Raw genomic sequence first — 22,600 nt, 5'->3', positions numbered from 1 at the left:
TTACACCGGAGCTTTGAATGAACGCTGTTGCCAAGACCTTCTCCACCGAAGGCGATTACAAGATTGCCGATATCTCCCTGGCCGATTGGGGCCGCAAGGAGCTGGACATCGCCGAGCATGAAATGCCGGGCCTTATGTCGATCCGCCGCAAGCACGCCGCCACCCTGCCGCTGAAGGGCGTGCGCGTGACCGGCTCGCTGCACATGACCATCCAGACCGCGGTGCTGATCGAGACCCTGAAGGACATCGGCGCCGACGTGCGTTGGGCCTCGTGCAACATCTTCTCGACCCAGGACCACGCTGCCGCTGCGATCGCCAAGTCCGGCACCCCGGTGTTCGCCTGGAAGGGTGAGTCGCTGGAGGAATACTGGGACTGCACCCTGGATGCACTGACCTTCACCCTGCCCGACGGCACCCTGACCGGCCCGGAGCTGGTGGTGGACGATGGCGGCGACGTGACCCTGCTGATCCACAAGGGCTACGAGCTCGAGAACGGCAGCAACTGGGTCAATGAAAAAGCCGCCTCGCATGAAGAGCAGGTCATCAAGAACCTGCTCAAGCGCGTGGCCACCGAGCGCCCGGGTTACTGGGGCCGCGTGGTCAAGGACTGGAAGGGCGTCTCCGAAGAGACCACCACCGGCGTGCATCGCCTGTACCAGCTGGCCCAGGCCGGCACCCTGCTGATCCCGGCGATCAACGTCAACGACTCCGTCACCAAGAGCAAGTTCGACAACCTGTACGGCTGCCGCGAGTCGCTGGCCGATGGCCTCAAGCGCGCGATGGACGTGATGCTGGCCGGCAAGGTCGCCGTGGTCTGCGGCTACGGTGACGTGGGCAAGGGCTGCGCCGCTTCGCTGCGTGCCTACGGCGCGCGCGTGGTGGTCACCGAGATCGACCCGATCTGCGCCCTGCAGGCCGCGATGGAAGGCTTCGAAGTCAACACCATCGAATCCACCCTGGGCCGTGCCGACCTGTACGTCACCACCACCGGCAACAAGGACATCATCCGCATCGAGCACCTGAGCGCGATGAAGGACCAGGCCATCGTCTGCAACATCGGCCACTTCGACAACGAGATCCAGGTCGATGCGCTGGTCGGCTTCCCGGGCGTGCAGCACATCAACATCAAGCCGCAGGTGGACAAGTACGTCTTCCCGAACGGCAACGCGATCTTCCTGCTGGCCGAAGGCCGCCTGGTGAACCTGGGCTGCGCCACCGGCCACCCGAGCTTCGTGATGTCCAACTCGTTCGCCAACCAGACGCTCGCACAGATCGACCTGTGGGCGAACAAGGACAGCTACGAGAAGAAGGTGTACCTGCTGCCGAAGAAGCTGGACGAGGAAGTGGCGCGTCTGCACCTGGAAAAGATCGGCGTGAAGCTGACCACCCTGAGCCAGGAACAGGCCGACTACATCGGCGTGCCGGTGGATGGTCCGTTCAAGCCGGAGCATTACCGCTACTGATCGGCCTGCCGGTCCAGTTGCGTTGAACACAGACGGGCGCCGAAAGGCGCCCGTTTTCGTGGCGGAAGGCCCTTCAATCCTGGCCGAAACACCTGCGGTCGTCGTTCAGGACGGCCTTGCACTGCGCGGCGAATTCGGCTTGCCAGCGCGACAGCGTGAACCCTTCTCGTTCCTGGAAAGACACCGTTTCGCCCGCAAGCACGTAGCAGCGGTTCTGCGACAGTCGCAGCGCGGTCAGCGCGTCACCGGCCGCCCAGCAGTCATCGATGCAGGCCTGCATCAGCGCGTAATCCGGATTGGTCTTGGCCCCGCCAAAGGCGAAGCCCATCCGCTGTACCAACGCGATCACCGGGTCAGTGCCGGCCGGGGCAGCGCGCAGAACGCGCAGCACGCCGGCCTCGGGAATGCCAAACGCCCAGTTGGCAATCACGGCCGAACGTGCTGCATCGATCGCCGCATCGCGCTGCCCCTGCCGCATGTACTGGCTTGCCAGCAGCGCCCAGCCCTGCTGAAGCTCCGGGAAGGCGGTGCACGCTGCGCGCAGCAGTTCAATCGCCTGCTCGACCTGCCCCGCCAGCACCTGCGCGCGCGCCTGCTCCAACTGCCCGGTTGGCGAACCGGGATCTTCGACCTCAAGCTCGCCATACTCGCCTTCGTTCAGTTCCAGCCACTGCGAAAACACCTGCACCGAGGAATGGCGCAGTTCCATACGCCACTCGTCATGGAACATCTCGCAGACGAAGGGCGCATCTCCCTCACGCCCCAACGGCCAGTACAGCCCGAAACAATCGCCGTTGCCGAGCGCGCCTTCCGCGATCGATACAAACCCCTGAGGGGGATACGGTCCGCGCGCCACATCACTGTCGAAGCTGAGCGCGTTGAATTGGCCAGAGAGGCGCATGGGATCTTTCCAGACGGGAACGCCGCCATTATCGCAGCGACCGCAGTAGTCTCGGTCAAGGCAGCCGGTACGCACCGGGTTACGATGCCGCCATGACCCCCGCCATCAACCTGCTGAAGACCTCCGGCATCGCGCACAGCGTGCTGTCCTATCACCATGACGCCGCCGCCGACTCCTACGGTGGCGAGGCCGTGCAGCAGCTCGGGCTGGATCCGGCCCAGGTGTTCAAGACCTTGCTGGCAACCACCGAGACACATGAGCTGCTGGTGGCGATCGTGCCGGTGAGCGGCACCCTGGACCTCAAGGCACTCGCCGCCGCGGCCGGCTGCCGGAAATGCGGAATGGCCAACGCCGAAGCGGCGCAGCGCGCGACCGGTTACCTGGTCGGCGGGATCAGCCCACTGGCGCAGAAGAAAAAGCACCGCACCTTTCTTGATGCCAGCGCGCAGGCCTTGCCGACTGTGCATGTCAGTGCGGGTAGGCGTGGGCTGGAGGTGGCGCTGGCACCGGCCGATCTGCTGCGGCTCACCGGCGGATGCTATGCCGCCATCGGCAAGGCACGCTGATGCGCTGGCCTCTCAACCGGGACTCAATCGCCCCCACCGAGGGCCCTGGCGCGCAGCACCTGCAGGCGCTGCTGTCATCCGAGCCTGACCGCATCTACAGCGCAGCCTGCGCCATCGCCCAGCTCCGTGATCCGGCCGAACTGGACGCGCTTTCGCCGTGGGTCGAACGGATCGAGCGCGCCACCGCGGACATCGCGCTGGGTGGCGCCCTGTTCGCCAACAACCATCACCTGCAGTTCGCCCTGCGCCGGCTGCGCTTCTGGCGGGACCGGGCCGGCTGCCTGTGTGCGCTTTACCCGCACTACCCGTTCTTCGATCCGCGTCGGGAAGCCACGCGCGGGCATGTGGTCATCGATGCCGTGGGGGAAGCCGAGGACGGCTGGGGCGAGGCGCATGCCGTCACCTGCGTGGACTGCGCAACGCACTGGCTGGCCACCGACCGCGAGTATCACTACCCGTGGTGGGAGTGGAAACCAACGCGTCCCACCGTGGAGGGAACCCCAACGCATGCGTGATTGCATCGCCGCTGCACATCGTACTGGCGCGATGCTTCGGCGCATGGGCATCCAGCCGGACGCTTCATGGACCTGTAGAGCCACGCCATGCGTGGCTGCGTTCGCCCCGGTCCGCGTGCAGCCACCCATGGGGTGGCTCTACAGGGGAGGCGTGCAGCGAGCCTGGGCGCCTCAGGGCCGCCAGTTGGCGTTGCGGTCCCAGAACGTCACCGCGCGCTGATACGCCTCGCGATCCAGCGGCACACCCGAGCCGCCTTCTTCCACGCCCAGCGCATTGCGCATCATGGTGATCGGGGCCATCGGCACTTCCTCCGGCTCGGCGGTGTAGATGCAGCCCACGATGCCCCACTCCGCATCGATGGGTGAGCCCTCTTTGGCCAGCTGCTCGGCGCTGTACAGGATCACCACCAGGTAGTTCGCGCGCGGGGATTCCACGCCTTCGAACCAGCGCACCAGCACCGGCAGCTCCTCGCGGTTGCGCGCTTCATAACCACTGCGCAGCTGGTGACGGTTGGCCTCGGTGATCGGCACGGTCAGGCAGCGCGTGGAGGTCCAGTTTTCGTACACATGCAGCTTGCAGAACGGCGCGTAGCCATCGAGCACCTTGAACGGCGCGTGCGTGTTGAGGTGCTGTTCGAACTGCTCGGCGCTGCAGTCCTGGATGGTGTTGCCGCGCGGCACGCGGGGGAACAGGCGGGAACGGGCGAATGCAGTGAGGACGATGGACATGGGCACAGTCAGGCGGTGGAGATCCCATACAGGGTAGCGTGTGCGGCGCGTGCCCTACAGCGCCAACCGCTCACGCAGCTCGCGCGCCTGGCGCCGCGAGACCTCGACCTGGCTGCCGTCGTCGAGGGTCAGGTCGTAGCCATCGCCGAGCGACGGTTCGATCGCCCGCACGCGGCGCAGGTTGACCAGGGTGTTGCGGTTGGCGCGGAAGAACATCGCCGGCGACAGTCGTGCTTCCAGGGTACTGAGGCTGCGTGCCAGCACCGCGTTCTGGTCACGGAACCAGAGCCGGGCATGGTTGCCGTCGACCACGATCTTGCGGATCTCGCCCAGTGCCACGAACCAGCAGCGCTCGCCATCGCGCAGGAACACCTGATCGTCGGCGCCCAGCGAATCGCGGCCGCTGTTCGTCGCAACGGGGGCGGCTGGCACCGGGAGGCGCGCCCGGCCGCGTTCCAGCGCCGCCCGAAGGCGGTCGGCCTCCACCGGCTTGACCAGATAATCGAGCGCATTGGTGTCGAAGGCGCGCACGGCGTACTGGTCGTAGGCGGTGACGAACACCACCATCGGCACGGTCTCCAGTCCATCCAGCACATCGAACCCCTCACCCGAGGGCATCTGTACATCCAGCAGCACCAGGTCGGGCTGCTCACGCAGGATCGCATCGCGCGCGGCGGGTACATCGTCCGCCTCACCGACACAGTCCACCCACGGGATCGCCGCCAGCAGCGTGCGCAGTTCACTGCGCGCCAGCCGCGCATCGTCCACGATCAGCACGCGCAGGGAGGGGCTCATTGCCGCACCTGCAATCGGGCCATCATGCGCTCACCCTGACGCTCCAGCAGGAACGTGCCGCGGCCGGATGCGGAACGCGACTCGTCCAGGCCGAGCTGGGTGCGCAGATACGTCAACCCGATACCGTGGCCTGCGCTACTGGCGTCGTGCGGGGCGGGATTGTCCACCTCCACCCGCAGCCAGCCGCCATCGAGCTGCACGCGGATCGTCAGCTCGCCACCGCCCGGGTGGACCGCGATGCCGTGTTTGATCGCGTTCTCCACCAGCAGCTGCAGGGCCATCGGCGGCAGCCGTGCGGACAGCGCGGCGGGGTCGATATCGGTGCGCACCCGCAGGCGGTCTTCGTAGTGGATCGCCTCCACCGCCAGGTAGTCCTGCACCACGCGCCACTCCTCGGCCACGGTGACCCAATCGCCATCGGTATGCACCAGGGCGTGGCGCAGCGTGCTGGACAGATGGGTGACCATGTCGCGTGCGCGCGCCGGGTCTTCATTGATCAGTGCACGCAGGTTGTTGAGCGCGTTGAACACGAAGTGGGGATTGAGCCGCGCACGCAGTGCCTGATGCTCCAGTGTCGCCCGCTGTGCTTCGGCGCGCAGCTGTGCCATCTCACTGTGCCGGGCCCGCTGCAGCGCGCGGCGGCCGGTCCACAGTGCGCACCACACGCTCAGGACGATGGCGGTATTGAACCAGTAGCCGAAGACGGCGGCCGGGCGATAGTTCGCACGTTGCCCCGGCAGCTGCACCCAGTCCCAGGCCAAAGCGGGTAGTAGCACAGCGGCGGTGAGCACCTGGGTAGCCGCTGCCACGATCATCACCGCGAGCAGCAGCCGCCACGTCAACCCAAGCAGATCGCGCTGCAACCAGTCATGGCCAAGCGCCCAGCGGCGAATGAACGCGCTGCCCACCCACAAGCAAAGCGACACCATCAGCGAGATCAGGACGATGCCGGACCAGTGGCCTCCATAGGAAAACCCGAGCACCAGGCTCACCCCAAGGTAGACCAGCCAGACCGCGCTGTTGCGCCACCAGAAGCCGGAACTGCGTGCTGCCTGCGTCGTGCTCATCATCTCCATGCCGCTATCGATCAGGGCGCCGCAGGCAGATCGAGGAAGTCCCGGATCTGCGTCTGCAGCCAGCGCGGATCATCCCACATCAGGAAGTGGTAGCCGGCGCGGCTCATCTCGATCCGCACCCCGGGCAGCGCGGCGTACTGCGTCGCGAACACCTGGCGCGTGCTGGCTTCGGTCGCACCGAACGGCTGGTAGGCCGCCCAGGCACCGAGCACCATCACCGGGGCGGTGATGCCGGCGATCGGCTGGCGCAGGTCGGTCATGGTCATCGAATACATCGCGTTGGCGGTGGTGGCGCGGTCACTGTCGCGTCCCCATTGCTTCAACGTGGCAACACGTTCGGGTGCATGCGCCATCCCGGCCACCGCGGCATCGGTCTGCGCCGCGTACCGGGTGGCGTCGGCGGCGAGCATGCCGGCCCGCATCTGCTCGGCCATCGGCTTGAGCGTAGCCGGTGTCGCGGCCGGGTTCTGCACCGCGCCGAAGTAGGGCAAGGCATCGACGATCACCAGTGGGCCGATCTTCTGCGGCGCCGCGATCGCCATCTGCAGGGCCAGGACGCCGCCGAGGCTGTGGCCGATCACCGCCGGATGATCGAGCTTGCGGTCGGCGCTGTAGGCCAGCAGGCGGTCCCGCATGGCGCTGAGGAAATCATCGCTGGCCACGGCGGGCGCACCGGCGAAGCCGGGCAGTTGGATCAGGTGGCATTGCACCTGCGGCTGCAGCGCGGCGCAGGTCTCGCGCCAGACCTGCGCGCCGCTGTTGAGGCCGGGGATCATCAGCACCGGCCGGCCGGTGCCGATCACCTCGACCTGCAGATCCTGAAACGCTTCGGTCGCTGCGTGGGCGGGGCTGACCAAGGTGGCCCAGGCGGTGAGCGCGAGTGCGGCCAATGGCGCAAGGGAGTGGATGCGGCGGTTGCGGCGGGTCGACATGGCAGGCTCCGGCTGGGGTGAGCCTGCAGACTGCCGCATGCAGGCACGGCCGGGGCGATGACATGAGCAGCGGCCGCAGCGGGCCATGAGCGGTCGCCAGGCGGGGATGGAAATGCCGCCTCAGTGCTCCGGCGCGCCCACGATGGCCTGCAGGGCGCCCGGCAGCGAGGGGTACTGGAACGTGAAGCCTTCGGCCAGCGCGTGTACCGGCTGCACGTTCTGCCCGGTCAACAGCAGCCCGGCCATCTCGCCGAACGCCACCTTGAGCGCGAAGGCCGGGGTGGTCAGCCGCGCAGGACGATGCAGCGCCTCGCCCAGCGTGGTGGCGAACACGCGGTTGGTGACGGTACCCGGCGCGGTCCCGTTGTAAGCACCGCGCGCCTGCCCGTTGCCCAGCAGCCACAGGATCATGCCGACCAGGTCCTCGCGGTGGATCCAGCTCATCCACTGCCGGCCGTCGCCCATCGGGCCGCCCACGCCCATCCGGAACGGCGGCAGCATCTTCAGCAGGGCCCCGCCGTCCCGGTCGAGCACGATGCCGGTTCGCAGCACGCAGGTACGCACGCCGAGGTCTTCCGCCTTCAGGGCCTCCGCTTCCCATTGCCGGCACAGCATCGCCGCGAAGTCATGCCCGGGCGAGGCGGTTTCATCCAGGGGTGTGCTGTCACGCGGGCCGTACCAGCCGATCGCAGAACCGGACACCAGCACCCGAGGCCGTTCGGGCAGCGCAGCGATCCAGGCGAGCAGCGCCTGGGTGGTGCCGATCCGGGAGTCGCGCAGCGCCTGCTTGCGCGCATCGCTCCAACGGCCGTCCATCAGCGGCTCGCCGGCCAGGTTGACCACCGCCTGGACCGGGCCGACCTCGTCCAGCGTGGCAACGCTGCGGATCCCCGGCTGCGGGTTCCGCCCGGGCCGGCGGGTCAACACGATGGGGGCATGGCCCTCGGCCAGCAGGCGCGCGCACAGGCGGCTGCCGATGAAGCCGGTGCCACCGGTCACGAGAATCTGCATGGCGATTGCTCCGGAAGATCAGCGCTCACTGTACCCGGCGCGGCGTGCACGGCGCATCGACGCACTTCACATTCATCGCGATGAAGAGATATGATTGAACCACACCCGCCGACGCGCCCCGCCCATGACCGCCATCAGCTTCGAGTTCTACCCGCCCAAGACCGACGACCAGCGTGCCCAGCTGGACCGGACCGCGGCCAAGCTGAAGGCGTTCGCGCCGGAGTACGTCTCGTGTACGTTCGGTGCCGGCGGCTCCACCCTCAGCTATACCTCCGAAACCGTGCGCCACCTCAAGCAGCACCATGGTTTCGAAGCCGCCCCGCACCTGTCCTGCGTCGGTGGCAGCCGCGAGGAGATCCGCGAGCTGCTCAAGCTTTACCGCGCGATCGGCTGTCGGCGGATCGTCGCCCTGCGCGGTGACCTGCCCTCCGGCATGGGCCATCCGGGCGATCTGCGCTATGCCTCCGAACTGATCAGTTTCATCCGTGCCGAGCATGGCGATGCGTTCCGCATTGAAGTGGGCGCGTATCCGGAGACCCATCCGCAGGCCAGCGACGCCCTGCTCGACCTGAAGCACTTCAAGACCAAGATCGACGCGGGCGCCGATGCGGCGATCACCCAGTACTTCTTCAACGCCGACGCCTACTTCCACTTCGTCGATGCCGTGCGCGCGCTGGGCGTGACCGTGCCGATCGTGCCGGGCATCATGCCGATCTCCAATTTCAGCCAGCTGCGCCGCTTCTCCGAGCAGTGCGGTGCGGAAATCCCGCGCTGGATCGGCAAACGCATGCAGGCCTATGGCGACGATGCCGAATCGGTCCGCGCGTTCGGTGCCGAGGTGGTGGCCAGCCTGTGCGAACGCCTGGTCGCCGGCGGCGCCCCGGGCCTGCACTTCTACACGCTCAACCTGGCCAAGCCGACCACCCAGGTGCTGAAACTGCTGCGCAGCTGAGGCGGTTGCGCATCGCTTGCAGATAACGCCGGCGCCGCTACGCTGCTGCGATGAAACCGCTCGTGTGGCTCCTGCTGTGTGCGCTGTGCCTGCCCTCGCCGCCCGTCCTGGCGCAGGCGCCGCAGCGCGTGAACCGCTGTACCAACGCGCAGGGCGAAACCGTCTTCACCGACCGCCGCTGCGACGCAGTGGGTGCTACGTCGCGCTTGCCCCCGCGCACCGCGAGCGTGGGCAATACCGGCATCTATCGCGCCGGCTGCGCGCGCCGACTCAGCGAGCTGACCGGCCAGATCCGCGACGCGGTCAGCGCGCAGGACGTGAACCGGTTGTCCTCGATCTACCTGTGGAGCAACGTCTCCAACGCCACCGCGGACCACATCATCGGGCGGCTGGAATCGGTGGTGCAGCGCCCCCTGGTCGACATCGCCCCGGTCTACCCCGAAAGCGCGCCGGTGGTGGTGGACCCGGCGCTTGCCGCTGCAGGTCCTGAATCGGCGCCTTCGCGCCCCCGCCCCATCGGCCTGCGCATCGAACAGACACTGGGCAGCACCGCCACCCCGGCCCGGACCGTGTTCGGCCTGCGGCGTCAGTACGGCTGCTTCTGGATCACGCTGTAGCCGGCCACAGCGAGCGGATCGCCGCGATGCCCTGCGCGCCGTGGCGGCGCGCCTGCTCGATATCGCCAGGGGTCATCCCGCCCAGCGCGTACAGCGGCAGCGAGACCTGCTCGCGCAGCGCTTCGAACGCGCCCCAGCCCAGCGGCGCTATGCCGGGATGGCTGTCCGTCGCCTGCACCGGTCCCAGCACCGCAAAATCACAGCCCAGCCGCTGCGCCGCCTGCAGCTGCGCCAGATCGTGGCAGGAGGCCGCCACCAGCTGACCGGCCGGCAGCGGCCGCTCGCCCAGCGCCAGCAGCTGCTCACTGCCCAGATGCACCCCGACGCCCAGCCGCCCGGCCAGGTCGATATCCCGGTTCACCAGCCACTGCGTGCGCGGCCCATGCTGCTGGATCACGCGCTCGGCCAGCGCCACCCGCGCCGGACTGGATGGCGTGCGCAGCTGCACCCGGCGCACGCCACTCTCCAGCGCCTGCGCCAGGCGCCCCAGCCATGCCTGGTGGACACTGTCCTCCTCGCCCTCCAGCTCCGGGGTGATCAGATACCGATCCGGCTGGCGCAACGCCGCCACCACCGGCAGGTCCGCCGGCGGCATCGAGTACCGGTGCAGTTTGTCCGCGGCCACCCAGGTGATCGCCTGCCCTTCCCGCCCACGCGGCGAGCCCTTCCAGCCCTTGATCCGGCGCACCTCCAGGCGGAGCCGCTTGTCCGGGTAGATCTGCGGCACGTCCATGATCCACTCACCGACCTCCGCCTCGATCCCCAGCTCCTCGCGCAGCTCCCGCACCAGGGCCTGCTCGGAGGTCTCGCCGGGCTCCCGCTTGCCGCCCGGGAACTCCCACAGGCCGGCCATGTCGCGGTTCTCGGTACGACGGTTGAGCAGGATGCGGCCGCGGGCATCGGTGATGACGCCGGCCACGACATGGATCGAACGAAGGGGAGATGACATACCCGGAGGATGCCCAAAGCGGCCCCGGTGACGCAATGCCCCTGCGGGTCGTTGTGGAGGCGCAGGGTGGATCGTCGTGGTGTCTCCGCTCAGGGGTGCGGCGAGCGTAAGGGCCCCGCAGCGACCAATAGGCCCCTCGGCAAATGTCCCCCGGCCGCCGCCTGGTGGCGGCAGCCTCCTCCTTGATTTTGCCCAGGGGCCTATCGGCCGCTACGGCGCTCGCGCGCGGCAGGAGTGCGGAAGAGCGGACCTAGCTGTTGGGCGCCAATAGTCTCGATACGCGGGGCGCGACCCAGCCACCGCCGCCCTGGAGCAGGTCAGACCGCGCTGCATGCCTGCCACGCGGATGTGAGTAGAACCAAAAAAAAGCCCCGCACAAGGCGGGGCTTCTTCAGCACTTCCGATCAGCGGATCAGCCAATCAGCTCAGCTGACCATGGCAGTGCTTGTACTTCTTGCCGCTGCCGCACGGGCACGGATCGTTGCGGCCGACCTTCGGCTCATCGCGGGTGACCTGCGGCACGCCGTTCTGGGCGGCCTCCACCTGCGCGGCCTCTTCGTCGGCACCGTAGCCGCCGGCATCCTGGTGCTGGAACTGCGACTGCAGCAGGCGTGCTTCGGCCTGCTGACGCTCGGCCTGCTCCAGTGCCGCCACTTCCTCTTCGCTGCGGATGCGCACGCGCGCCAGCAACGTCACCACTTCGCGCTTCACGTTCTCCAGCATTTCCGAGAACAGCTCGAAGGCTTCCTTCTTGTACTCCTGCTTCGGCTGCTTCTGCGCGTAACCGCGCAGGTAGATGCCCTGGCGCAGGTAATCCATGCGCGCCAGGTGCTCCTTCCAGCTCTGGTCCAGCACGGTCAGCATCACGTGCTTTTCCAGCGCGCGCATGGTCTCGTCGCCCACGCCGGCTTCCTTCGCGGCGAAGTGCTCGTCCACCTTGGCCTGCACCTTCTCGGCGATGCCTTCGGCGTCCAGTTCCTCGTGAGCCTTGACCAGCTCGGTCAGCGACATGTCGATGCCGAAGTCCGAGGCCAGCGTCGCTTCCAGACCCTGCAGGTCCCACTGCTCATCGATCGAGTTCGGCGGCACGAAGCGCGCCACCACATCGAAGATCACGTCGCCGCGGATGCCATCGACGTTCTCCTTCACCGACTCCGCATCCAGCAGTTCGTCGCGCTGGCTGTAGATCACCTTGCGCTGATCGTTGTTGACGTCGTCGAAGTCCAGCAGGTTCTTGCGGATGTCGAAGTTGTGCGCTTCGACCTTGCGCTGCGCCTTCTCGATCTGGCGGCTGACCAGACGATCCTCGATGACGTCGTCTTCCTTCATGCCCATCATGCGCATCGCCTTCTGGACCCAGTCCGAGGCAAAGATGCGCATCAGGTTGTCTTCCAGCGACAGGTAGAAACGGGACGAACCCGGATCGCCCTGGCGGCCCGAACGGCCACGCAGCTGGTTGTCGATACGGCGCGATTCGTGGCGCTCGGTACCGACGATGTGCAGGCCACCGGCCGCCTTGACCGCGTCGTGGCGCTTCTGCCACTCGGCCTTGACCTGGGCGCGCTGCTCGTCGGTGGCGTCTTCGCCCAGCTCATGCAGCTGCGCTTCCAGCGAACCACCGAGCACGATATCGGTACCACGGCCGGCCATGTTGGTGGCGATGGTCACCGCGCCCGGCATGCCGGCGTTGGCGATGATGGTCGCTTCGCGGTCGTGCTGCTTGGCGTTGAGCACTTCGTGGTGCACACCGGCCTTGGTCAGGTGCTCGGACAGCATCTCCGAGGTTTCGATCGAGGTGGTACCCACCAGCACCGGCTGGCCGCGCTCGTTGCAGGCCTGGATATCGGCCAGCACGGCATTGAACTTGCCGTTGCGGTTGAGGAACACCTGGTCCGAACCGTCCTTGCGGATGGTCGGGCGGTTGGTCGGGATCACCACCACTTCCAGGTTGTAGATGCTCTGGAATTCGTAGGCTTCCGTATCGGCCGTACCGGTCATGCCGGACAGCTTCTTGTACATGCGGAACAGGTTCTGGAAGGTGATGCTCGCCAGGGTCTGGTTCTCACGCTGGACCGGCACGCCTTCCTTCGCTTCCACCGCCTGGTGCAGGCCATCGGACCAGCGGCGGCCGGCCAGGGTACGGCCGGTGAATTCATCGACGATCACCACTTCGCCATCGCGCACGATGTAATCCACGTCGCGCTGGTAGATGGCATGCGCGCGCAGGGCGGCATTGAGGTGATGCACCACGGTCAGGTTCTGCGCGGCGTACAGGCCTTCGGTCTCGGCATTGAGGATGCCGGCTTCGACCAGCAGCGCCTCGGCATGCTCCATGCCCGCTTCGGACAGATGGACCTGCTTGCCCTTCTCGTCCACCCAGAAATCGCCCTCGCCTTCCTCGGCATCCTGCTTGATCAGGTGCGGGACGACGCGGTTGACGCGGATGTACAGCTCCGGGGAGTCATCGGCCGGGCCGGAGATGATCAGCGGGGTACGGGCTTCGTCGATCAGGATGGAGTCGACTTCATCGACGATGGCGTAGTGCAGGCCGCGCTGGTAGCGGTCCGCACGGGACAGCGCCATGTTGTCGCGCAGGTAATCGAAGCCGAATTCGTTGTTGGTGCCGTAGGTGATGTCGCTGGCGTACGCCTCGCGCTTGTCGCCGTGCGGCATGCCCGGGTAGACCACGCCCACGCTCAGGCCCAGCCAGTTGTAGAGCTTGCCCATCTGCGCCGAGTCACGGCGGGCCAGGTAGTCGTTCACGGTGACCACGTGGACGCCCTTGCCTTCCAGCGCATTGAGGTAGACCGGCAGCGTGGCGACCAGGGTCTTGCCTTCACCGGTGCGCATTTCGGCGATCTTGCCCAGGTGCAGGACCATGCCGCCGATCAGCTGGACGTCGTAATGGCGCATGCCGAGCACGCGGCGGCTGGCTTCACGGCAGACCGCGAACGCTTCGGGCAGCACCTTGTCCAGGGCTTCACCGTCAGCGATGCGCTGCTTGAACTCCGGGGTCTTGGCCTTGAGCTGCTCGTCGGAGAGCTTTTCGATTTCCGGCTCCAACGCATTGACCTTGGCGACGATGCGGTTGAGCTGGCGCAGCTGTCGTTCATTACGACTGCCGAAGACGCGGGTAAGCAGGCTGTTGATCATTGAAGGAACCGGTTGGAATGAGACGCCCCAACGGCGGCGCTCTCCCCGGGGGATGCGCACGCCGCAAACGAAACAGGGCGCACCGCGCCCTGTCTATGGCAACACCCATTGTAGCTTGGGACGGGGGTCCGGCGTTTCAAGCACCCCCGTTCAAGTTCGTTACCGTGATCAGCCCCGCGAAACGCGGCCGACCGGGGTGTTGCCGCCATCACCGAGGAACTTGCGCGGATTGACCACCTGGCCGCGTTCCCAGACCTCGAAGTGCACGTGGGCACCGGTGGAACGGCCCGTGGAACCGGCCTTGGCCACTTCCTGGCCGGCCCGGACCAGATCGCCCGGCTTCACCACCAGGCGCGAATTGTGCGCATAGCGGGTCACATAGCCGTTGCCATGGTCCACATCGACCACGTTGCCGTAACCGCCCTTCACACCGGCGAAGCTGACCACGCCATCGGCCACCGACATCACCGGGTCACCGACCTTGGCGTGGAAATCCATGCCCTTGTGGGTGGCCGCACCGCGACCGAACGGATCGCTGCGGGTACCGAAGTTGGAGGTGATGTAGGTGTTGCGGATCGGCATGCGCGAGGGCACGGCATTCTGTTCGAGCTGGTGGTCGAACATCAGCGATTCCATCACCGACAGCTGGCGGCCTGAAGCAGCAAAGCGCTGCTCCAGCACCTGTAAGTCGGCGTTGACCGCGCTGACCGGGATGTCCTGGGTCGGGCCGGGCTCGCCTTCACCGAGGCCGGGGGTCTCGTTGAAGTCGAATTCGCCGTCTTCCAGTTTGCCCATCTGGGTGAGTCGTTCGCCCAGGGCGTTGAGACGGGTGGCCTGCGCCTGCAGCTCGCCCATCCGCGCTGCCAGCGCGTTGACCTGGGTCTGGGCGTCCTTCTGGGCCTGCGCCAGTTCGCGTTCCTGCTGTGCGACCTTGGCGTGGAGCCGGGAATCGTTGAACATGCTGCCACCGATACCGGCACCGAAGCCGATCAGGCAGCCCACCCCCAGCACACTGCCCAGCAGGGCACGGGGGGAATCTTCGAAGTAGAAACGCAAACGCGCCAGCGGCGTCTTGGCCTGTCCTTCACGCGTTTTGATTACGATCTTTTTGAATGCCATCAGTGAGTTTTCATGTCTGAGCCGAAATCCAGTGCCCGTTCCCCATCCACGCCGAAGCCGGCGCTGGATGCGGTCATGGCGGACAAAGCCGGTAACCCGCTGCGTCGTGCCTTGTGGCTCGACGCGCTGGACCGTCAATTGCGCCCCCATTTGCCGCCTGCACTGGCCACCCGTTGCCGGCTGGCGAATGTAAACGGCGAGCACCTCGTTTTTCTCGTCGAATCTCCCGTGTGGCACGCCAAGGTCCGGCTTGCCGAAGCACAGTTGATCGACGCGGCCCGGTCCATCGGGCTGAAGGTCACCAAGGTGACCGTCAAAACAGCGTCCGCCCCTCCCCCACGCTCCCCAGCGATCGACAACAGGAATGGCCCCCACGCTGTTTCAGCCGCCACGCACAAAGGGCTACGCGACGCGTTGGCTTGTCTGCGCGACGTGGGTTCTTCCAAGTCGTGAAGCCATCGGGGCATCCCGCCCCTTCCCGGCCGCGTCACGATCACGTGAACTTTGGCTGGGAGCCGGTCTGCACTGTAGCGGCGTCGGTGCCGCCAGTCGTTAGTGTTTTATTAAATTAACGTTAAATTCGGCACAAACCTTGATGAGGTTCACAAATCTGTGCGCTGTGCACCCCTACGGTTCATTGACGTCAAGATCACGCGGCGTTGAGCCCGTCCTGACCCCCTGAAACAGAAACGGCGCCTTGGGCGCCGTTCTATTTTCTATAAAATCAATGGGTTGGCCAGAACGTGGCTCAGGCGTAGGCCGGCAGACCATAGACGACGGGGGCCTCGGCCGCAGGCGACTCGTAGCTGACCCACTCCCACGCGCTGGCATCGGCCAGCAGGGCGCGTACCAGCTTGTTGTTGAGCGCATGGCCGGACTTGAAGCCCTCGTAAGCGCCGAGCACCTGGCCACCGGCCAGGTACAGATCGCCGATCGCGTCGAGGATCTTGTGGCGCACGAACTCGTCGGCGTAGCGCAGGCCGTCGTCGTTGAGCACGCGGAACTCGTCGAGCACGATGGCGTTGTCCATCGAACCGCCCAGGCCCAGGTTGCGCTCGCGCATGTATTCCAGATCCCGCATGAAGCCGAAGGTCCGGGCGCGGGAGATTTCCTTGGTGTAGGCCAGGGTCGAGAACTCGATTTCCGCGCGCGACTGCTTGGCCGGGATCATCGGGTGGTTGAACTGGATGGTGAAGCCGAGCTTGTAGCCTTCGTACGGCTCGAAGCGGGCGACCTTGTCGCCATCGGTGACTTCCACCGTCTTGAGAATGCGGATGAAGCGTTTCGGCGCGTCCTGTTCGGCGATGCCCGCCGACTGCAGCAGGAACACGAACGGGCCGGAGGAACCGTCCATGATCGGCAGCTCGGCCGAGGACAGCTCCACGATGATGTTGTCCACACCCAGGCCGGCCAGGGCCGACATCAGGTGTTCGACGGTCTGGATCTTGGCCTCGTGGTAGGTCAGGCCGGTGCACAGCGTGACTTCGGTGACCAGGTCCGCACGCGCGGGCACTTCCACCACCGGGTCCATATCGACGCGGCGGAACACGATGCCATGGTTGACCGGGGCCGGGCGCAGGGTCATGTAGACCTTGTCACCGCTGTGAAGGCCGACGCCGGTGGCGCGGATCGTGTTCTTGAGGGTGCGTTGCGGGATCATCGGGGGGCAGGACCAGAAAGCGCGCGGTCAGCGCGGCTGTGACAAACAAGAATAACACGCACTACCGCTGTCCCTTCCGTGAACCGTGGTGCGTCGACAACACTGCCCGGACGTGCGCGATGCACGACGGCGGTCAGACTGCCGGGCCGATCCTGGCCCGGCAGCATGGGACATGGAGGTGCTTACCGGGGAGGACAAGGCCCCGGCCAGCGTTACTCAGTCCGCCTGGCGGCGCAGGAACGCCGGGATGTCCAGGTAATCGTTGGGCAGCTCAGCGGCGGCCGGACCCGAAGCGCTCGGAGCCGACGGTGCCACGGTGTCGGCGCTGGGACGACGCAGGCCCATGCCCATGCCCATCCCGCCGACGGCCTTGGAGACCGCATCGCCGCCGTTGTCGAATTCGCCGAACTCCGGCTGGCCGGTGGTGGCGTTGCGGACCAGCTTGATCGGTGCGCGCTCGCCCGGACGCTGGGTCTTGGCGGTGACGGCACGGTTCAGGCCGGTGGCGACCACGGTCACGCGGACTTCGTCCTGCATGTCCGGGTCCAGCACGGTACCCACGACCACGGTGGCATCTTCGGAGGCGAAGCCATCGATGGTGCGGCCGATCTCGTCGAACTCGGCCATCGTGAAGTCGGCGCCGGCGGTGATGTTGACCAGGATGCCGTTGGCACCGGCCAGGTTCACATCGTCCAGCAGCGGGTTCTGGATGGCGGCTTCGGCCGCGGCCTGGGCGCGGTCATCGCCACGCGCGGTGCCGGTGCCCATCATCGCCAGGCCCATTTCGGACATGACGGTGCGCACGTCGGCGAAGTCGACGTTGATCAGGCCCGGACGCACGATCAGATCGGCGATGCCCTGCACGGCGCCCTGCAGCACGTCGTTGGCGGCACGGAAGGCCTGGATCATGGTGGCGTTGCGGCCCAGCACGGTGATCAGCTTTTCGTTCGGGATCGTGATCAGCGAATCGCAATGCTGGCTCAGCTCTTCGATGCCCTTCAGCGCGACCTGCATGCGGCGACGGCCTTCGAACGGGAACGGCTTGGTGACCACGGCGACGGTCAGGATGCCCATCTCCTTGGCCAGCTGCGCCACGACCGGGGCTGCACCGGTGCCGGTGCCGCCGCCCATGCCGGCGGTGATGAACACCATGTCCGCACCCTGCAGCGCGTCCATGATGCGCTCACGGTCTTCCAGCGCGGCCTGGCGGCCGACTTCCGGGTTCGCGCCTGCGCCCAGGCCCTTGGTGACGTTGGTACCCAGCTGCAGCTGCAGCTTGGCACCGCAATTCTTGATGGCCTGCGAATCGGTGTTGGCGGTGATGAATTCCACGCCGTCCACACTGGTGCTGACCATGTGCGCCACGGCGTTACCGCCGCCGCCGCCCACGCCGATCACCTTGATCACCGCATTGGGTGCCATCTTTTCAATCAGTTCGAAATGCGCCATGTCCGTGTCCTCGTGTTGCCGTTTACGCGGGACGGGGGCTTCGGAGAATCCTTCTCCTGTCCTCCCCACCGTCGTGCCGGCGAGTTGTAGTTGGTATGCCGGGCTGGATAGAGCCAACCGCGACGGTGTTGCCTGCTTCAATGGTCGGCCAGGTGGCCGGGTAATGCGCTTGCTGTGTACGTCGTGATGCGGGGTGTTGCGGCGTTGCGTGGACGGTGTGTGGATTTTTCGGGAACTGCTTATCGCTTATTGCATGTGTACTGCGTGTTGCGGGCCGCGATCAGAACTCGCCGCGGAACCAGGTTTTGAGCTTCTTGAACATGCTGCCGGCGCGGCCGGTCGGCAGCGACGGGCGACGCGGGTGTTCGATCTGGCTGCCCATCAGCAGCAGGCCCACGCCGGTGGCATGCACCGGGTTGCCCACCACTTCGCCCAGGCCGGTGACGTGCTGCGGGATGCCCACGCGTACCGGCATCTGCAGCATTTCCTCGGCCAGTTCGACCACGCCTTCCATCTTCGAAGCGCCGCCGGTGAGCACCATGCCGGCGCGCACCAGTTCCTCGAAACCGGAGCGGCGCAGTTCGGCCTGCACCATCTCGAAGATTTCTTCGTAGCGGCCCTGCACCGCCTGGGCGAGTGCATGGCGCGGCATCCGGCGCGGCGGACGATCGCCGACGCTGGGCACCTGGATGCTTTCCTCGGCGGTGGCCAGCTGGGCCAGGGCGCAGGCGTAGCGCACCTTGATCTGCTCGGCTTCCGGGGTCGGCGTGCGCAGCATGTGCGCGATGTCGTTGGTGACGTGGTCGCCGGCGATCGGCAGCGAGGCGGTGTGGCAGATCGCGCCCTGCACGAACACGGCCAGGTCGGTGGTACCGGCGCCCATGTCGACCAGCACCACGCCCAGCTCGCGCTCGTCGGCGGTCAGCACGGCCACGCTGGAGGCCAGCGAGGACAGCACCAGGTCATCGACCTGCAGGCCGCAGCGCTGCACGCACTTGGAGATGTTGGCGGCGGCCGACTGTGCGCACACCACCAGGTGGGCGTGCACTTCCAGGCGCACGCCGGTCATGCCGACCGGATTGCGGATGCCTTCCTGCGAATCATCCAGCACGTACTCACGCGGGATCGCATGCAGGATCTTCTGATCGGCCGGGATCGCCACCGCCTTGGCTGCGTCGAGCACGCGGTCCAGGTCGCCCCAGGTCACTTCGCCGTCGCGGATCGGCACGATGCCGGGCGAGTTCTTGCACTGCACGTGGTTGCCGGAGATCGAGGCGTACACCGAGCGGATCTCGCAGCCGGCCATCAGCTCGGCCTCTTCGACCGCACGCTGGATGGACTGCACGGTCGATTCGATATCCACCACCACGCCGCGCTTGAGACCGCGCGATTCGTGCGAGCCGATGCCGATGACCTCGATCGGATTGCCCGGCGAATACTCGCCGACCAGCGCCACCACCTTGGAGGTGCCGATGTCCAGACCGACGATCAGTGATTTGTCACCCTTGCGATTCATGTCCTGTCCTGCGTCCTGTGCGCCACATTGGCCGGCGCGGCCGGTGCGGCCGGCGTCGCCGGAGCCGGGGTACCCCAGCTCAGTGTGAAACCATTGGTATATCGGAGGTCGGCGCGCTCGATCGGCGCCGCCTGGTTGGCCAGCTGCGGCAGCACGCGCACGAAGCGCTGCAGGCGCGAGCGGGCATCGTCGCGGCCCACGACCACTTCGGTGCCGTTGCTCAGCACCAGCGACCAGCTGCCGCGTGCGTCCATGGTGACCCGCTTGACGTCCACCCCGGCCGGCGCGAACAGCGCGCGCGCATCGTTGTAGAGCGCCACCACTTCTTCGGTCTGGCTGTCCGGACCATCCAGGTCGGGCAGTTCCAGGTCCTGCAGTTTCTTGGGCGTGGCGAACAGCTTGCCCTGCTCGGAGAGCAGGCGGTCATGGCCCCAGCGCGCGAACGGCTTGTGCTCGACCAGGGTGATTTCCAGCACGTCGGGCCACTGCTTGCGGACCTGCGCGCTTTCCACCCACGGCAGCGTTTCGATGGCGTCCTGTGCATCCTGCAGCTTGACCGCGAAGAAGCCGGACTTCGCATACGGCAGCACCACCTGCTGCAGCTGCTCGGCCGGCACCCGCTTGAACTCACCGTGCACACGCAGCTTGGCCAACGGCCACCGCTCGGCACCGACCCAGCCGTTGAGCACCGCCACCACGGGCAGTGCCACGACCGACAGGGCCAGCAACCAGACGAAGATGCGCAGCACCGCGTTCATGCGTGGCGGTTCTCCTGCGCTGCGTGACCCGGCAGGGTCTGTTCCAGTACGCGCCAGACCAGCTCTTCAAAGCCGATCCCGGCCTGGCTGGCCGACTTGGGCACCAGCGAATGGCTGGTCATGCCCGGCGCGGTGTTCACTTCCAGCAGGTAGAAGCGGCCCGTGCTGCGGTCACGCATCACGTCCACCCGGCCCCAGCCGCGGCAACCGGCAGCGCGGAACGCGGCCAGTGCAAGGCGGCGGATCTCGATCTCGTCCTCGCCTTCCAGCCCCGGGCACAGGTACTGGGTGTCCTCGGCGATGTACTTGGCGTTGTAGTCGTACCACTGGCCCTTGGGCACGATGCGGATCGACGGCAGCGCCTGGTCGCCCAGGATCGCCACGGTCAACTCGTCGCCGACCACCATCTGCTCCATCAGCAGCTGGCCGTCATAGCGCACTGCCAGTGCAACCGCCTCATCCAGGCCGGCCTCTTCCACCACGCGGCTGATGCCGACGCTGGAGCCTTCGTTGGCCGGCTTGACCACCACCGGCAGGCCGAGCTCGGCTGCGGCGGCGTGGACATCGGAGGCCTGGTCCAGCGCGATGAAGCGCGGGGTCGGCAGGCCGTGCGAGATCCACACCTGCTTGGTGCGGATCTTGTCCATGCTCAGCGCCGAGCCGAGCACGTCCGAGCCGGTGTACGGCACGCCGAAGGCCTCCATCAGGCCCTGCACGATGCCGTCCTCACCACCGCCGTTGTGGCCGTGGAGGATGTTGAAGACGCGGTCGAAACGCTTCTCGACCAGCGCCAGCGCCAGGGCCGGGATGCCATCGACGGCGATCGCATCGACGCCGCGCGCGCGCAGCGCTTCGATCACGTTGCGGCCCGAATCCAGCGAGACGTTGCGCTCGCTGGAGGTGCCACCGAGCAGCACGGCAACGCGGCCGAACATGGCCGGATCGGTGAGGCGCAGTGGCGGGAAGGTCAGCGCGTTCATGCCGCCGGGGCCTCCTGGAAGCCTTCGCCGGCGATCTGCTGGGCGATGTAGCCGATGTCGCCTGCGCCCATCATCAGCAGCAGGTCACCGTCCTGCAGGACGTCGGGCAGCACGTGCGCCAGTTCGGCGGCGTTGCCGACCACGACCGGCTCGCTGCGGCCACGCGCGCGGATGGCGCGCGCCAGCGAACGCGAATCGGCCCCCGGAATCGGCGCCTCGCCGGCCGGATAGACCTCGCTCAGCACCAGTGCGTCCACTTCGGAGAGGACCGCCGCGAAGGCGTCGAACTGATCGCGGGTGCGGCTGTAACGGTGTGGCTGGAACGCCACGACCAGCCGCTGGCTCGGCCAGCCGCCGCGGGCGGCGGCGAACACGGCGGCCAGTTCGCGCGGATGGTGGCCGTAATCATCGATCACACGCACCTTGGCACCGGTGTGCGTGGTGACGATGCCCAGATCGTTGAAGCGGCGGCCGATGCCCGCAAAGCTTTCCAGCGCGCGCGCGATCGCCTCCGGCGCCACGCCCAGCTGCCAGCCCACGGCCGCGGCGGCCAGGGCGTTGAGTACGTTGTGTGCGCCCGGCAGGGCCAGCGTCACCGGGTGGCTGCTGCCTTCGGGCAGGCGCAGGGTGAAGCGCATGCGCGGGCCGTCCTGGACCACATCCTCGGCGCGCACGTCGGCGTTGCTGCTCATGCCATAGCTCATGACATGGCGCGGCGTCTGCGCGGCCAGCGCAGCCACTTCCGGATCATCGATGCACAGCACCGCCAGGCCGTAGAACGGCAGGCGCTGCAGGAACTCGGCGAACGCAGCCTGGACCCGGGCGAAATCGTTGCCGTAGTTTTCCAGGTGGTCCGAATCGATGTTGGTGATCACCGAGACCAGCGGGTTCAGGCGCAGGAAGCTGCCATCGCTTTCATCGGCTTCGGCCACCAGCCACTGGCCACTGCCGAGCTTGGCGTTGGCACCGGCAGCGAGCAGCTGGCCGCCGATCACGAAGGTCGGGTCCAGCCCGCCTTCGCTCAGCACCGCGGCCGTCAGGCTGGTGGTGGTGGTCTTGCCGTGCGTGCCGGCCACCGCGATGCCGCGGCGGAAGCGCATCAGTTCGGCCAGCATCGCCGCGCGCGGCATGATCGGAATGCGCTGGCTGCGCGCTTCCATCAGCTCGGGGTTGTCATCGCGGATCGCGCTGGAGACCACCACGCAGTCGGTGCCGAGCACGTTGGCAGCCGAATGGCCACGCATCACGCGCGCACCCAGGCCGGCCAGGCGACGGGTCGCGGCGTTGTCGGCGTTGTCCGAACCGGACACTTCATAGCCCAGCGTCAGCATCACTTCGGCGATGCCGCTCATGCCGGTGCCGCCGATGCCGACGAAGTGCACGCGCGGGAACGCACGTACCAGGTCGTTGGTGTCGTGGAGGCGGCGGATCATGCGCGGCCTCGCGCCAGGCTGGCGCG

Annotated in this window: 21 protein-coding genes; 6 read left to right on the top strand and 15 right to left on the bottom strand. The window is 66.9% G+C overall.

Annotated features, from left to right (window positions below; genetic code table 11):
* Window positions 1-17: 17 nt before the first annotated feature.
* Window positions 18-1,463, top strand: coding sequence for an adenosylhomocysteinase (ahcY, locus tag OC373_RS10795; RefSeq protein ID WP_046273657.1), 1,446 nt, complete (start codon window positions 18-20; stop codon window positions 1,461-1,463).
* Window positions 1,464-1,536: 73 nt separating this feature from the next.
* Here ahcY and OC373_RS10790 read toward each other — a convergent pair whose 3' ends face one another.
* Entirely contained in the window at window positions 1,537-2,439 is a 903-nt protein-coding gene (locus OC373_RS10790) for a hypothetical protein (RefSeq protein ID WP_156785738.1), read from the bottom strand.
* Window positions 2,440-2,456: 17 nt separating this feature from the next.
* Here OC373_RS10790 and ybaK point away from each other — a divergent pair, with 17 nt between their 5' ends.
* Both ybaK and OC373_RS10780 read left to right on the top strand, forming a co-directional pair.
* Entirely contained in the window at window positions 2,457-2,930 is a 474-nt protein-coding gene (ybaK, locus tag OC373_RS10785) for a Cys-tRNA(Pro) deacylase (protein WP_070426633.1), read from the top strand.
* The gene (locus tag OC373_RS10780; RefSeq protein WP_070426632.1) at window positions 2,930-3,445 is read left to right on the top strand and encodes a hypothetical protein; all 516 of its coding nucleotides are present in this window, start codon (window positions 2,930-2,932) and stop codon (window positions 3,443-3,445) included. The genes ybaK and OC373_RS10780 overlap by 1 nt, the downstream gene beginning before the upstream one ends.
* Window positions 3,446-3,616: 171 nt before the next feature.
* On the opposite strand, the gene OC373_RS10775 is transcribed toward OC373_RS10780, so the two are convergent.
* The 5 genes from OC373_RS10775 to OC373_RS10755 form a co-directional block, all read right to left on the bottom strand.
* Window positions 3,617-4,174, bottom strand: a complete 558-nt coding sequence (locus OC373_RS10775; protein WP_070426631.1) for a DUF3228 family protein — start codon at window positions 4,172-4,174, stop codon at window positions 3,617-3,619.
* Window positions 4,175-4,228: 54 nt separating this feature from the next.
* Complete coding sequence (locus tag OC373_RS10770; RefSeq protein ID WP_070426630.1) at window positions 4,229-4,969, bottom strand: LytTR family DNA-binding domain-containing protein; 741 nt, start codon at window positions 4,967-4,969, stop codon at window positions 4,229-4,231.
* Window positions 4,966-6,036 (bottom strand): histidine kinase, encoded by a 1,071-nt coding sequence (locus OC373_RS10765; RefSeq protein WP_237393506.1) that lies wholly within the window; start codon window positions 6,034-6,036, stop codon window positions 4,966-4,968. Before OC373_RS10765 ends, OC373_RS10770 begins: the two co-directional genes overlap by 4 nt.
* Window positions 6,037-6,056: 20 nt before the next feature.
* Window positions 6,057-6,977, bottom strand: coding sequence for an alpha/beta hydrolase (locus OC373_RS10760; RefSeq protein ID WP_070426629.1), 921 nt, complete (start codon window positions 6,975-6,977; stop codon window positions 6,057-6,059).
* A gap of 120 nt (window positions 6,978-7,097) precedes the next feature.
* The gene (locus OC373_RS10755) at window positions 7,098-7,988 is read right to left on the bottom strand and encodes a TIGR01777 family oxidoreductase (protein WP_070426628.1); all 891 of its coding nucleotides are present in this window, start codon (window positions 7,986-7,988) and stop codon (window positions 7,098-7,100) included.
* 124 nt (window positions 7,989-8,112) lie between these two features.
* Between OC373_RS10755 and metF the strand changes: the two genes are divergently transcribed.
* A complete protein-coding gene (gene metF, locus OC373_RS10750; RefSeq protein ID WP_019182475.1) occupies window positions 8,113-8,940 on the top strand; it encodes a methylenetetrahydrofolate reductase [NAD(P)H] in 828 nt (275 codons plus the stop codon).
* A gap of 50 nt (window positions 8,941-8,990) precedes the next feature.
* Window positions 8,991-9,557, top strand: coding sequence for a hypothetical protein (locus tag OC373_RS10745; protein WP_070426627.1), 567 nt, complete (start codon window positions 8,991-8,993; stop codon window positions 9,555-9,557).
* On the opposite strand, the gene OC373_RS10740 is transcribed toward OC373_RS10745, so the two are convergent.
* The 3 genes from OC373_RS10740 to OC373_RS10730 form a co-directional block, all read right to left on the bottom strand.
* Window positions 9,547-10,506, bottom strand: a complete 960-nt coding sequence (locus OC373_RS10740) for a Nudix family hydrolase (RefSeq protein WP_070426626.1) — start codon at window positions 10,504-10,506, stop codon at window positions 9,547-9,549. The genes OC373_RS10745 and OC373_RS10740 overlap by 11 nt on opposite strands.
* 420 nt (window positions 10,507-10,926) lie before the next feature.
* The gene (gene secA, locus OC373_RS10735; protein ID WP_019182478.1) at window positions 10,927-13,659 is read right to left on the bottom strand and encodes a preprotein translocase subunit SecA; all 2,733 of its coding nucleotides are present in this window, start codon (window positions 13,657-13,659) and stop codon (window positions 10,927-10,929) included.
* 168 nt (window positions 13,660-13,827) lie between these two features.
* Window positions 13,828-14,778 (bottom strand): M23 family metallopeptidase, encoded by a 951-nt coding sequence (locus tag OC373_RS10730; protein ID WP_019182479.1) that lies wholly within the window; start codon window positions 14,776-14,778, stop codon window positions 13,828-13,830.
* Window positions 14,779-14,790: 12 nt separating this feature from the next.
* Here OC373_RS10730 and OC373_RS10725 point away from each other — a divergent pair, with 12 nt between their 5' ends.
* Window positions 14,791-15,231 (top strand): DUF721 domain-containing protein, encoded by a 441-nt coding sequence (locus tag OC373_RS10725; protein ID WP_083279853.1) that lies wholly within the window; start codon window positions 14,791-14,793, stop codon window positions 15,229-15,231.
* 295 nt (window positions 15,232-15,526) lie between these two features.
* On the opposite strand, the gene lpxC is transcribed toward OC373_RS10725, so the two are convergent.
* The 6 genes from lpxC to murC all read right to left on the bottom strand — a co-directional run bounded on the left by lpxC (window position 15,527) and on the right by murC (window position 22,574).
* On the bottom strand, window positions 15,527-16,438 hold the full coding sequence (gene lpxC / locus OC373_RS10720; RefSeq protein WP_070426625.1) for a UDP-3-O-acyl-N-acetylglucosamine deacetylase: 912 nt from the start codon (window positions 16,436-16,438) through the stop codon (window positions 15,527-15,529).
* A 216-nt stretch (window positions 16,439-16,654) separates the two neighbouring features.
* Window positions 16,655-17,887, bottom strand: coding sequence for a cell division protein FtsZ (gene ftsZ / locus OC373_RS10715; protein WP_019182482.1), 1,233 nt, complete (start codon window positions 17,885-17,887; stop codon window positions 16,655-16,657).
* Window positions 17,888-18,167: 280 nt separating this feature from the next.
* Window positions 18,168-19,403, bottom strand: a complete 1,236-nt coding sequence (ftsA, locus tag OC373_RS10710; RefSeq protein ID WP_017355446.1) for a cell division protein FtsA — start codon at window positions 19,401-19,403, stop codon at window positions 18,168-18,170.
* Window positions 19,400-20,161: a cell division protein FtsQ/DivIB gene (locus tag OC373_RS10705; protein WP_019182483.1), complete on the bottom strand. Its 762-nt coding sequence runs from the start codon at window positions 20,159-20,161 to the stop codon at window positions 19,400-19,402. Before OC373_RS10705 ends, ftsA begins: the two co-directional genes overlap by 4 nt.
* Entirely contained in the window at window positions 20,158-21,141 is a 984-nt protein-coding gene (locus OC373_RS10700; protein WP_019182484.1) for a D-alanine--D-alanine ligase, read from the bottom strand. Before OC373_RS10700 ends, OC373_RS10705 begins: the two co-directional genes overlap by 4 nt.
* Window positions 21,138-22,574: a UDP-N-acetylmuramate--L-alanine ligase gene (murC, locus tag OC373_RS10695; protein WP_019182485.1), complete on the bottom strand. Its 1,437-nt coding sequence runs from the start codon at window positions 22,572-22,574 to the stop codon at window positions 21,138-21,140. The genes OC373_RS10700 and murC overlap by 4 nt, the downstream gene beginning before the upstream one ends.
* Between the last annotated feature and the right edge of the window lie 26 nt (window positions 22,575-22,600).

It is taken from the genome of Stenotrophomonas sp. Ste96, assembly GCF_024519495.1.
Taxonomy (GTDB): Bacteria; Pseudomonadota; Gammaproteobacteria; order Xanthomonadales; family Xanthomonadaceae; genus Stenotrophomonas; species Stenotrophomonas bentonitica_A.
The sequence above is the reverse complement of the archived record's forward strand: the minus strand, read 5'-3'. Positions and strand labels throughout refer to the sequence as shown.